General features: G+C 72.0%; 13 protein-coding genes. 10 read left to right on the top strand and 3 right to left on the bottom strand.

Annotated features, from left to right (window positions below; genetic code table 11):
• Positions 1-92: 92 nt before the first annotated feature.
• Complete coding sequence (locus ABZS58_RS42130) at positions 93-617, bottom strand: hypothetical protein (RefSeq protein WP_354789534.1); 525 nt, start codon at positions 615-617, stop codon at positions 93-95.
• A gap of 446 nt (positions 618-1,063) precedes the next feature.
• On the opposite strand from ABZS58_RS42130, the gene ABZS58_RS42135 reads away from it, so the two are divergent.
• Together ABZS58_RS42135 and ABZS58_RS42140 are read left to right on the top strand one after the other, a co-directional pair.
• Entirely contained in the window at positions 1,064-1,387 is a 324-nt protein-coding gene (locus ABZS58_RS42135) for a hypothetical protein (protein WP_354789536.1), read from the top strand.
• Positions 1,388-1,661: 274 nt separating this feature from the next.
• Positions 1,662-2,519: a septum formation family protein gene (locus ABZS58_RS42140; RefSeq protein WP_354789538.1), complete on the top strand. Its 858-nt coding sequence runs from the start codon at positions 1,662-1,664 to the stop codon at positions 2,517-2,519.
• A gap of 525 nt (positions 2,520-3,044) precedes the next feature.
• On the opposite strand, the gene ABZS58_RS42145 is transcribed toward ABZS58_RS42140, so the two are convergent.
• Entirely contained in the window at positions 3,045-3,857 is an 813-nt protein-coding gene (locus ABZS58_RS42145; RefSeq protein WP_354789540.1) for a MerR family transcriptional regulator, read from the bottom strand.
• A 51-nt stretch (positions 3,858-3,908) separates the two neighbouring features.
• On the opposite strand from ABZS58_RS42145, the gene ABZS58_RS42150 reads away from it, so the two are divergent.
• The 3 genes from ABZS58_RS42150 to ABZS58_RS42160 all read left to right on the top strand — a co-directional run bounded on the left by ABZS58_RS42150 (position 3,909) and on the right by ABZS58_RS42160 (position 5,251).
• A complete protein-coding gene (locus ABZS58_RS42150; protein ID WP_354789541.1) occupies positions 3,909-4,280 on the top strand; it encodes a nuclear transport factor 2 family protein in 372 nt (123 codons plus the stop codon).
• Between the two features lie 132 nt (positions 4,281-4,412).
• Entirely contained in the window at positions 4,413-4,829 is a 417-nt protein-coding gene (locus tag ABZS58_RS42155) for a hypothetical protein (protein ID WP_354789543.1), read from the top strand.
• A gap of 98 nt (positions 4,830-4,927) precedes the next feature.
• Positions 4,928-5,251, top strand: coding sequence for a hypothetical protein (locus tag ABZS58_RS42160; protein ID WP_354789544.1), 324 nt, complete (start codon positions 4,928-4,930; stop codon positions 5,249-5,251).
• Here the strand turns inward: ABZS58_RS42160 and ABZS58_RS42165 are convergent, their stop codons facing one another.
• The gene (locus ABZS58_RS42165) at positions 5,252-6,034 is read right to left on the bottom strand and encodes a hypothetical protein (RefSeq protein ID WP_354789546.1); all 783 of its coding nucleotides are present in this window, start codon (positions 6,032-6,034) and stop codon (positions 5,252-5,254) included.
• 23 nt (positions 6,035-6,057) lie between these two features.
• On the opposite strand from ABZS58_RS42165, the gene ABZS58_RS42170 reads away from it, so the two are divergent.
• From ABZS58_RS42170 to ABZS58_RS42190, 5 genes are all read left to right on the top strand, one after another.
• A complete protein-coding gene (locus ABZS58_RS42170) occupies positions 6,058-6,576 on the top strand; it encodes a GrpB family protein (protein WP_354789548.1) in 519 nt (172 codons plus the stop codon).
• A gap of 46 nt (positions 6,577-6,622) precedes the next feature.
• Positions 6,623-7,582 (top strand): NAD(P)-dependent alcohol dehydrogenase, encoded by a 960-nt coding sequence (locus tag ABZS58_RS42175; RefSeq protein WP_354789549.1) that lies wholly within the window; start codon positions 6,623-6,625, stop codon positions 7,580-7,582.
• Positions 7,583-7,757: 175 nt separating this feature from the next.
• On the top strand, positions 7,758-9,953 hold the full coding sequence (locus tag ABZS58_RS42180) for an MMPL family transporter (RefSeq protein WP_354789551.1): 2,196 nt from the start codon (positions 7,758-7,760) through the stop codon (positions 9,951-9,953).
• 112 nt (positions 9,954-10,065) lie between these two features.
• Positions 10,066-10,734, top strand: coding sequence for a response regulator transcription factor (locus ABZS58_RS42185; RefSeq protein WP_354789553.1), 669 nt, complete (start codon positions 10,066-10,068; stop codon positions 10,732-10,734).
• 1 nt (position 10,735) lies between these two features.
• On the top strand, positions 10,736-11,872 hold the full coding sequence (locus ABZS58_RS42190) for a histidine kinase (RefSeq protein WP_354789554.1): 1,137 nt from the start codon (positions 10,736-10,738) through the stop codon (positions 11,870-11,872).
• Positions 11,873-11,998: the final 126 nt, after the last annotated feature.

Here is an 11,998-nt window from a genome sequence, read left to right on the forward strand (position 1 = left end):
TATACGACCGACGCTTACCAGCAGGCACGACGGACATCCTCCCAGCAGAACCACAGTCCTGCTAACTCGGTGTCCACTCCCCGGGGGGAACCTCAGTACGCGTCCGCGCGGCGCTCGTGGTCAGCGGTGCGCATCGCGCGGGTGCGCTGCTTGCGCGCGGCGTGCTGGATCATGTGGTGGCCGATCTCGTGCATGAGGCCGTCGAAGAGCATGAAGTCGCGCAACGTGCCGCCGGGCCAGTCGACCCGGGTGCCGGCCTGGCCGGCCGCGACCCGGGCGCCCGCGCGCTCCAGGCGTGCCGCGGCCGCGTCGGTGAGCCGGCCGGACAGTACCCACGGCGGCGCGGGCTGCTCGAACAGCAGCACGACCCCGGGCACGCGCAGCGCCGCGACGGCTGGACCGGTGCCGGCCGCCGGGCGCTGCCGCAGCTCGATACCGCGCAGGCCGTACGCCGCGGCCGGCCCGAAGAAGGTCAGGACCCGAACGACATCGGCCGGGCCGGCCGGATGCACGAACCCGGGTCGCGGCGGGCAGACCCGTACAGGCACGGGTGCGCCAGCCCGGCGGGTGGCGCGCATCGGGTACGGGTCGGTGTGCAGGCTACGGCTCAACGGCACTCACCGGACCTTGATAGCAGCCCCGCCGCACAACACACCACCCGGTTTCCGCCATCCCCACGCCGGTTGGCGCACGCTCATCGAATCCGGACGCACAGCGGCAACGGAAGCTGGCGCCTCGCTATGCGCTGTGATGGTTGCGCCGGCGGCCGCGCACGGTCGAAGACATGACCGGATGCTGGGTTGACCCGAACCGATGGCCCGATGACGCAGGCTGCCTCGGCCGGCAAGCGCTGACATCGTCGTGGCGCGTCGCAATGTGGCCGGTCCTTGAGGTCTCCGCCGAGCCCGAACCGGTATGGCGCGTCGGCGATCTGGAGGTAATCCCGCAGCGCTCCTCCGCCGGTCGCTGCGTATTGCCCTGGACTGTGGGACGCGGCACGTCGGCACCCAACGCGCCACGCCCCCGGGCCGGGCTGAGCGCGCTCTTCGGGCAGGATAAGTCCGTGGACTGGGACGAGGTACTGTGGCACACCGAACGCCGCCTTGGGATGTACGTCGGACTTCCGCGGTACGATCGGGCGTATTCGCTACTGACAGGGTTCGACCTCGCCCACGGACTCGGCGACCTGGGCAGGTTCCAGGCATGGATGGCCGAACGTCACGGCGGCTCTCCCGTCGCATGGCCCTGGCTGATCCTGCGGGAGACCTTCGACGACGGAGACGGCGAGCGGTCTCCCGTGACTGATGAGGCACACCAGATCGCTATCAAGAACCTCTGCCTTCGGCTACGCGAGTTTCTTGACCTGCCCGCGGACGACAGTCGATGACGCGCGGAACACGGGCGGCCGAATCAGGGTCCACGTAGCCAGCCTGCGGCTGCCGTCTCCGGCAGCCGCTCATCGGCTTCTTGTCTACTGGTGTCTTTCCGCGAATCGAGTAGACCGGACCCGCGCACGGAGCGACACCGTCACGGCGAGCGCTGCGCTCGATCGGCTGCATGACCGTGCAGGTGGAGATGGTGATCTGCCCAGTGCCGGACCGGGTCGGTGAACGGCCGAACGTCCGATCCGCTCGCCGCCCACGTTCCACGATCATGTTCGGATGCGCTGGAAGATCATTGCGGCTGGAGTTCTGCTGAGTCTGGCCGCCGGATGCGACGGGCCGGAGCCCGTGGGCGAGGCGACCGCCAGCGCGGTGGCGGCTTCCCCGTCCGCGATCGCCCTACCGGCCGCCGGCATGTGCCACGCGGGCCAGTCGCTGGGCGTGTACGACTACCGCCCCGTCACTCTGAACGCGGTCGACTGCGCCGCCGAGCATCAGGCTGAGATCATCCGCGTCGGCCGTCTTACGACACCGCCGGAGAACAAGACCCGCGAAGTCTTCACCGACTGCGACACGGCCGCCCGCGAGTACGTCGGCGGCGACTGGCACGAGGGCCGTCTGGGCCTGGCGATCATCGTCCCGTCGACGCAGGAGTGGATCGACGGCGTCCGCGAGTACCGCTGCGCCCTGTTCGAGTTCTTCGCCGACGGACACTCCTCCCGGCTGCGGACGGGCAGCCTGAAGGACGGCCTACGAGGCACCCGCCCGCTGGCACTGACCTGCGTGGAAGTCCGCGCCACTCCGGACGGACAGGGCTGGTACAAGACCATCGACCACCTGGTCGCGACCGACTGCGCCCAGCCTCACAACGGCGAGTACATCGGCCTGCACACCGGACCGGACGTCCCGCACCCGGGCATGACCAAACTGGCCCGCGAGGTGACGCAGGTCTGCAACACCAAGGCAGCGACGTTCCTGGGCGAGTCACCATCGAAGTTCCAGAACCGCACCGACCTGCGCGTCGTCATGACGGGCGGCATCCCGGACCGGTGGCGCCTGGGCGACCGCACCGCCCGCTGCTACATCCTGACCCGCCCCGACAACCGCTTGACGAAGTCCCTGAAGGCCGGCCCGTGACGCCACACGCCCTCGGCCGACCGCTGACGTCGGAGCGAGCCGCGATGGCACCATGGGAGCCGGTACGGCCGGAGGGAGGCGCCGCTGATGGAGTCCGATCAGTTCCGCCAGGCGGACGGGTGCATGCAGCTCAGACCGTCCGTGTCCGGCTGGCGTTGGAGGGTAGCGGTATCGGGGTGGTCGCGGTGTCCGAGGCGATCCGTCCGGCGCGGCCGAGCCTCGGGGGGCTGCACCGTGGCAACGGCGTGGTGCTGGGGCGGGGCCGGACAATGTGCTCGTGGACATGACCGTCTGGATGGAGCACTGGCAGCTGCGGTGAGGCCCGCGCGACGCTGGTCCGGCTCGGGGACCTCGCGCTCGGCGGGTTCCCGGCGACGCTGCTGCCCGACCCGCTGGAAGCCGGCGGCCGCCCGTTGCCGGGATGGACCGTCCGCCCGCATCCGCTCCTGGCTCCCGCCGCCACACGGACGTGACGGCGCCGGCGGTCGTCCCGCGCGGGACGATCGCCGGCATCTTCGAGGTGCTTCAGCCGGGCGCCAGCCGGAACACCGGCCAGCCGATCTCGGTGCGCCAGTCGGCGGCGACCCCGGTGTCGCGCGGGCCGACCGGGTAGGTCTCGTGGACCGGGCCGTCGACGGCCAGGGCGTGCCCGACGACCCACGCGCCGAGCCGCCCGTACGTGACGTCGATGTCGTCGTGCGGGCCTTCGTGCACCGCGACCGCCAGGTCCGTCGCCGGCAGCTCGACAACCTCGACCCGGCCCCGCACGCGAGGTTCGCGGACCGGCCGGAACACCGTCACAACCCCGGCGCCGCCGGTGAACAGCTCGTTGTCGTACCGGCCGCCGGGCGGCCCGGTCCGTTCGGCCGCAGGGAAGGCCGCGTCGAGCTCGGCCATCGCCGCGTCGTACCAGCCGCGGACCTCGCCGATCGTGACCTTGCCGCTGACGGCGGCCACGACCCTCGCCGTCACCGAGCGCAGCTCGATCTCGAGGTCGACCGGCTCGGGGCGCAGCAGCCGCCGCAGCGACACGACTGCGGCCCGGGTGCGCTCCAACTCGTCCTCGAGCCGCTTGACGTGCCCGGCGACGAGGTCGGCGCGCCGCTGCGGGTCGTCGGTGGCGAGGATCGCCCGGACCTCGGCGAGCGGCACGTCGAGCTGGCGGAGCCGGTGGATGACCTGCGCGGGCGGGATCTGCGCGGTCGAGTAGTAGCGGTAGCCGGTGGCTGGGTCGACCTGCGCCGGTGCGAGCAGCCCGGCCTCGTGGTAGCGGCGCAGCGTCCGCACGCTCAGGTGGGTCAGCGTGGCGAACTCCCCGATCGTCAGCCCCTCGCGCATGCCCCCAAGTCTGCTTGACCCTCTCCCCGGGAGAGACCCCAAGGTCAGGACATGACCACCACGACCCCGATCGACCCGGCGGACCTGCCGGCCGTGATCCTCGCGTATCTGACCGCGCACCGGTCCCGCGACGCAGTTGCCGCATCGTCAGCCTGTACCGACGACGCGGTCGTCGACGACGACGGCCACACCTACCGCGGGCGGGCCGAGATCCAGGCCTGGATCCGCGACGCGGCCGCAGAATACGACTACACCGCCACCCTGACCGCCGCCACCCGCACCGACGACACCCGCTACGTGGCCCTGCACCACCTGGAGGGCAACTTCCCCGGCGGCACCGTCGACCTGCAGTACCGCTTCACCCTGCGCGGCGATCTGATCGCCCGCCTGGTCATCGAACCGTCGCCTGACGACAGGCGGTGACGGCGATCTCGGGGCGGGTGCGCGGGTTGCCGTGCCATGCGGCGGTGGCCCTGAACTGAGTGTGGCCATATGGCCGCTCTCGGGTAACCTGCGTACGTCACGTACTTGACGTACGCGGGTGGAGGGTCGATCGTGAACCGTGTGCACTACAACAGCTATTCCGAGGCTAGGGCGCACTTCAAGGATCTCCTCGACGACGCCGAGCGCGGGCGGGTGGTGACGGTGCAGCGGGAGCATCGCGGCGCCGCGATCGTCGACCGGGACCGCCTCAGGGATCTCCTGAGCTCGCTGGTGCCTGCCAAGGCCGAGACGGTGGCCGAGGGCGGCGGGTGGTCCGTCTTCATTCCCGGGCTGCCGATCGCCGCCGACGGGGCCACGTTCGACGTCGCAGTCGACGAGATGGTCGACGCGCTGCGCGAGTACGCGGTGGACTGGCAGGACCGGCTCCTGGACGCGCCGAACCATGCGGGAAACTGGGGGCTCGTGCAACTTGTCGGACTCAGCTCCGACGAGCAGCTCCGGGACTGGCTGGTCGGACCGGGTCGATGAGACATCCGGCGCCCACCCGGCAGGACCACGACCGGTTCTGCCAGGTCGAAGGGTGGGTCCGGGTCCGGGGCGCACATGGACGCTCGGGAACCCATCATGTGACCTACGAACTGACGCTGAAGGATGGGCGGACACTGCGGATCCGGATCTCACACCCGCCGGATCGCACCGGATACGGACCCGGCCTCTGGGCGCACATCCTGCGCGATCAGCTGCAGGTGCCCGAGGAGGAGTTCTGGGCCTGCGTCCGTGACGGCACGCGGCCGGACCGAGGCGAGCCGAGCCCACCGAAGACGTCGCTGCCCGCCGACCTCGTGCACCTGTTGATCACCCGGGTGGGGATCGACGAGCGCGCGGTGGCGGAGATGACGAGGGACGAGGCACTCGATCGGTTGCGAGGCTTCTGGACGCCGGGGAACTGATCACCATGCGCCGCGGGTCGCAGGATGAGGGGAGCGGTCACAGCAGGCCCCGGTCGCGCAGCAGGGCGGCCCGTGCCGGAGGCAGGCGGGCAGGTTCCGTTCGAGGTCGGCCATTTCCAGGTCCACCGCGTAGACGACGAAGTCGTCGGTGATCGGGAGCACCCGGGACCAGTCGTGGGTGTTGAGTTCGGCGGCGACCGCGCAGAGCAGGCGCCGGCCGCGGTCATCGGCGGCGAGTGACAGCTCCTGGGTGAGCAGTCTGACGGTGTCGGCAACCGTGCTCAGGTCGACGGGTTCCTCGCCCGGTTCGTCGCCGAACGTCCAGAAGTCGCCGATCCAGGGCCTGCCGTCGACGATGGTCCGGTTGCCGGTGTACTCGGCGATGAGGGACTTCCGCTCCTCGGCGGACACGACGCGCAGCATCACGTCGAGCGGGTGCGACGACGAGTACGTCAGCGACACGCAGCACGCGGGTCCGTCCACGGGCAGGTCGGCGACGACGGCCGGGATCTGGGTGACCAGCGAGCGTCGCACGAGCGCGCAGGCGGCGTCGATCGTGAAGCCGGACGGCGGGCGCTCGTATCGCACCTCGCCGCTGGGCTGGGACGCGAGGCGCAGCAGGCCGGTGTCGTCGTACGTTGCGACGAGCTCCTCCCACGGCGCGAGCGGAAACAGCCGCGGGCCCGGTTTCCCCGTCGCCCGGGCGTACCGGTGGACGATCCGGGTCACGTGGCGGCCGGCGCGTGGTCCAGCACGCAGGTCACCGGCGGCGAACGTCTCCACGCCACGATCGGTAGGGTCCTGGCGTGACGATCGAGATCCGCGACCACGACCCGGCATGGGCCGGGCTGGCCCGGCAGGCGGTCGGCGAACTGCGGTCGGCGCTGCCCGGCACGTTCGGCGTCATCGAGCACATTGGCAGCACCGCCGTGCCGGGGCTGGCGGCGAAGCCCGTCATCGACCTGATGGCGGCCGTCGAGGACCTCGGCACCTCCGCCGACGACGTCCTCGCGACGCTGGGCTACCGGCGGCTGGAGACCGGCATGCGGGGGCGGCTGTTCTACCGGCGCGACGGCGGACCCGCCTACCACCTGCACGTCGTCACCGCCGACACCTGGGACACGCGCAACGAACGGCTGCTGCGCGACCATCTCCTCCGGCATCCCGGGGACCGCGACGAATACGGCCGCCTGAAACGGGCGCTCGCCGCTGCCGGGCACGACGGCGACACGTACACCCGCGAGAAGACGGCGCTCATCCAGCGGATGGTCGACGCGGCCCGCGACGCGCGGGGACTCGCCCGCGTCGACGTGTGGGAGGACTGAGCCGCACTCAGCGCGTTGACAGCATCGCCGCCGCATGATGGCCCGCATGCGAGCGGTCATGTTCCGGGCGTACGGCCCGCCCGAGGTCCTCACCCAGGCGGAACTGCCGGCGCCGGTGCCGAAGGACGACCAGGTCCTCGTCCGGGTGCACGCCACCACCGTCACGTCCGCCGAATGCGGGATGCGGCGCGGCGAACCCCGGTGGGGGCGGGTCATCCTCGGGCTGCGCCGCCCCCGCAGAGGCATCCGCGTCCTCGGCCTCGAGTTCGCCGGTCGGGTCGACGCCGTCGGCCCGCTCGTGCGCCGGCACCGGGTCGGCGACCGGGTGTTCGGGTTCACCGGCTTCGCCGTCGGCGCGAACGCCGAGTACAAGTGCCTGCCGGAGAAGGCGTCCTTCACCACCATGCCGGACGGCGTCGGTTATCCGGAAGCGGCCGCGGCCGTCGACGGGTTCACCACCGCGTGGTATTTCCTGCACACGCTCGCCCGGGTCCGGGCCGGACAGAAGGTCCTCGTCATCGGCGCGTCCGGGAGCATCGGCACGTACGCCGTGCAGATCGCGGCCCTGGCCGGCGCCGAGGTCCACGGCGTGTGCAGCGGCCGCAACGCGGAACTCGTCGAGTCCCTCGGCGCGACCCGCGTCCACGACCACACCGTGTCGGACTTCACCGCCAGCGGCGAACGCTACGACGTCATCTTCGACACCGTCACCCGCAGCACGTTCGCGCGGTGCAGGCCGGTCCTCGCCCCGCGCGGCTGCTACCTGCCGACGACCGGCCTGGTCAACAACGTCCACGCGCTGCGGACCGCGGTCACCGGCGGGCCCCGCGTCCGGACCGGTATGTCGGTGCGGAAACACGAGGCCCTGGCCCAGCTCCACGACCTGATCGCTCAGCAGCGGATCCGGGTCGTCATCGACCGTTCCTATCCGCTTTCGGAGATCGTCGAGGCACACCGGTACGTCGACAGCGGACGGAAGGTCGGCAACGTCGTCATCACCGTCTGAGGCGTGCCTGGTCCGTGGTAGCCGGCGCCGGACCTACCGCAGGTGCGGTACACCGGCGTTGTCAGCAGCGATTGAGGTAGGCGTGATGCCCGCGCCGGGCCGACGACCCGGGCGGGGTCGCGACGCGAGAGTGGAGTCCGTTCCGCTCCGTGGTCGCGACGAAAGGCCCTCTTCGATGTCCGCTCTTGCTCGCTGGTGCGTCACGCACCGCAGAATGGTTTTCGCCGGCTGGCTGCTGCTGGCGGTGGGTCTGCTCGCCGCGGTCGTGCTGGGCGGCTCCGCGTTCAAGACGTCCGCCGACATCCCCGACAGCGAGTCGTCCAAGGCGTACGCGCTGCTGGCCCGGATGCCGGGCGGTGCTGAGGCGAACACGGCCGGCAAGGTCGTCTGGCATGCGACGTCCGCGCCGGTCGGCTCGGACACGGTGCGCGACGGGGTCACCGGCCTGCTGAACCGGATCGCGGACCTGCCAGGTGTCGTGTCGGTGCAGAGTCCCTACACCGAGGCCGGGGCGCAGCAGGTGGCACCGGAGGCCGGCACCGCCTACGCGCAGGTGGTGCTGACCCGCGACGCCGACACCGGCCCGGTCGAGCGGGTCGTCGCCGACGCCCGCCTCGCCGGGGTCGAGCTCACCTACGGCGGCACCGCGTTCGAGACGCAGCCGCAGCCGACCCACGGCCCGGAGGCGATCGGCCTGATCGTCGCGCTGGTGCTGCTGATGCTGATGTTCCGGTCGTGGCGGGCGTCGCTGCTGCCGCTGATCACCGGCGTGGCCGGCGTGGTCGTGTCGCTGCTGCTGGTCGTGGCCGGCTCGCACCTCGTGACGTTGGACGCGACGTCGATCACCATGGCGTCGATGATGGGCCTGGCCGTCGGGATCGACTACGCGCTGTTCGTCGTCAACCGCACCCGGAAGGGTCTGCTGGCCGGGCTGCCGGTCCCGGACGCGGTGGCCCGCGCCATCGACACGTCCGGCCGGGCGGTCATCTTCGCCGGTCTGACGGTGATCATCGCGCTGCTCGGGATCCGCGTGGTCGGCATGGGCGTGCTCACCGGGATGGGTGAGGCCGCCGCGGTCACGGTTGCGGTCACCGTCGTCGCGGCGCTGACGCTGCTGCCGGCGCTGTTGGGCGGTTTCGGGCTCAAGGTCCTGTCGAAGCGGCAGCGCGCCCGGCTCGCGCAGGGCATCATCGACGACGCGGCCGGCCCGGCCCGCCCCCGCGGTGTCGCAGCCGCCTGGGCCCGGGTCCTGCAGACGGCTCCCTGGCTGATGGCTCCCCTCGCGCTCGCGGTGGTCGCCGTCCTGGCCGCCCCGGTCACGCAGATCCGTGTCGGTGAGGCCGACGCCAGCAGCGACCCGGTGGCGTCCCAGACGCACCGGTACTCCGCCATGACCTCGGCCGCGTTCGGCGCCGGGTTCGACAACCCGCTGATCCTCGCGGCGAACACCCCGGACCAGCAGTCCCGGCAGGCGTTCACCGCCCTGACCGGCCGCTTGGCGTCCGTGACCGGCGTCGCGGCCGTGTCACCCGACCGCATGTCGGCGGACGGCACCGTCCGGACGGTCACGATCACCCCGAGGACCAGCGCCCAGGCCGAGGCCACCGCCGATCTCGTCGAGCGGCTGCGGGGCGAGGTCGTTCCGGCCGCGGCGTCCGGGACGAGCCTGCGGGTCTACGTCGGCGGCAAGGCGGCCACCAGCCAGGACCTGTCCGAGGCGCTGCTGGGCCGGTTGCCTCTGTATCTCGGCATCATCGCCGTGCTCGGCTTCCTGCTGCTGGCCGTGGCGTTCCGCAGCCTGCTCGTGCCGCTGGTCGGCGCCCTGAGCAACGTCACCAGCATCCTCGTCGGGCTCGGCGCGATCACCGCGATGTTCCAGTTCGGCTGGGGCAGCGAGCTGCTGGGGGTCGGCACCGGCGCGCCGGTCATGTACATCGTCCCGGTGATGATCGTCGGCATCGTGTTCGGCCTGTCGATGGACTACCAGGTCTTCCTGGTCAGCCGCATCCATGAGGAATGGGCCAGGTCGAAGGACAACCGGCGGGCCGTCCGGGTCGGCGTCGCCGAGACCGGCCGGGTCATCGCCACCGCCGCCCTGATCATGCTCGGGGTGTTCGCCTCCTTCGCCTTCGGCGGCGAACGCATCGTGTCGGCCATCGGCATCGGCCTGGCCGTGGCGGTGCTCATCGACGCGTTCGTGGTCCGTCTGACGCTGATTCCCGCGCTGATGAACCTGCTCGGCAACGCCAACTGGTACTACCCCCGCTGGGCCGGGAAGCTCACCCCGCACCTGGCCGTCGAAGGCGTCGCCGACCCGGTGGCACACGACGCCGCGGCTCCCGCTGAACCCGTTGGCGTCGCGGCCCGCTGAACCGGGCGGTCGCGGCACGGACAAGTACTGGGCCCCGGGCAGGTCACCGCCCGGGCCCGGGCCGGCCGACGGATGATGGGGGCGGACCGTGCTACCGCTGAAGGATGATGTCGTGACCGTTCGTGTTCTGCTCGCCGATGACCAGGCGTTGCTGCGAGCCACGTTCCGGCTGCTGCTCGACGCCGATCCGGAGATCGAGGTGGTGGGGGAGGCGTCGACCGGGGACGAGGCGGTCACCAACGCGCTGCGGACACGCCCCGACGTGGTGGTGATGGACATCCGGATGCCGGGCAGCGACGGGATCGGCGCCACCCGCCGGATCGCCGCCGCGCCGGGCCTGGCGGGCACCCGGGTGCTCATCCTGACCACGTTCGAGACCGACGAGCACGTCCTGGCCGCGCTGCGCGCCGGGGCCAGCGGCTTCCTCGGCAAGGGCGTCGAACCCGCCGAGCTGCTCCAGGCGATCCGCACGGTCGCCGCCGGGGACTCCCTGCTGTCACCCGCGGCGACCACCGCGCTGATCGAACGGTTCCTCACGACTCCCGACCCGGTCGTCGCCGCCGGGAGCAGGCTGGACGAGCTCACCGCACGCGAGCAGGAGCTCACCGCGCTGGCCGGCAGCGGGTTGTCGAACGAGGAGATCGGGCGCCGGCTGTCGATCAGCGCCGCCACCGCCAAGACCCACATCAACCGGGCCATGGCGAAGATCGGCGCCCGGGACCGCGCCCAGCTCGTCGTCTTCGCCTACGAGACCGGTCTCGTCACGCCGGGTCGGCGCTGACGTGCGCGGTCTGCGGGCGGCCGGGCTGTCGCTGACGGTCGTGCTGATCGGCATGGCGGAGATCGCCTACGGCTCCGGTCCAGGCCTGCACAAGCCGAGCATCCCGCAGGTCGCCCTGATCCTCGCCGGCGCGGGAGCGCTGCTACTGCGCCGCCGGCACCCCCGGACCGTCGCCGTCATCACCGTCCTGTGCGGTGCCGCCCTGCCGATCATCGCCCCGCACGAGGTGGTCCTGGACGCCGCCACCGTCGTCGCGCTCTACACGGTGGCCGAGGCGACCGACCGGCGGACCGCCGCGGTCCTCGGCGCGGTGGCGGCCGCGCTCCTCACGGCCTCGTCGATCATCTGGCTGCCCAACCACCTCTTCGACATCAGCAACGTTCTGCCGATCAACTACGTCGCCGCCGCCGTCGCGGTCGGCGACTCGGTCCGCAACCAGCGCGCGCTGCTGCGCCAGGAACGGCGCCGGGCCGCGGAAGCCGAGCAGACCCGCGAGTCCGAGGCCCGCCGGCAGGTCCGCGAGGAACGCGTCCGCATCGCCCGTGACCTGCACGACGTCGTCGCCCATCACATCACCCTGGTCAACGCCCAGGCCGCGGTCGCGCACCACCTGCTGCGCACCGACCCCGAACGGGCCCACCAGGCCCTGGCCGGCATCAAGGACACGAGCCGAGCCGCCCTCGACGACCTGCGCGCCACCGTCGGCCTGCTCCGCACCGACGACGAGCCCGAGGCGCTGCAGCCCGCACCGTCCTTCGCGGACCTCGGCGCGCTGCTGGCGTCGTTTCGCGGAGCCGGCCTCCACGTCCGGCTCGCCCAGCAGGGTGCGGCCCGGCCGCTTCCCGGCCCGGCGGACCTCGCCGCCTACCGCATCGTGCAGGAGGCCCTGACCAACGCCGCCAAACACGGCACCCGGCCGGAGGCGGACCTGCAGCTGGCCTACACCCGCCAGGCGCTCACGATCACCGTCACCAACCAGGCGGCGCCCGGGCGGCACGGTCCCGGGACCGGCAACGGACTGATCGGCATGCGCGAGCGGGCCGAGTCCGCCGGAGGCCGGTGCACCGCCGGTCTCCGCACCGGGGAAGGCTTCGTCGTGCAGGCCCGGCTGCCGCTGATCACCGAGCAGAGCGGCTGACATGACGCACCAGGTCCCGGAGCCGGACACCCTGGCGGTGCCGGTGAAGGGTCCTCACGGCCTGCCGTCAGGCGCCGGCGAGCGTGCGCCACCTACCATCGGGCACCAGCGTCGCACGCGCCGGGA

Origin of the sequence: Dactylosporangium sp. NPDC005555, assembly GCF_040605635.1 — a bacterium.
Lineage (GTDB): Bacteria > Actinomycetota > Actinomycetes > Mycobacteriales > Micromonosporaceae > Dactylosporangium.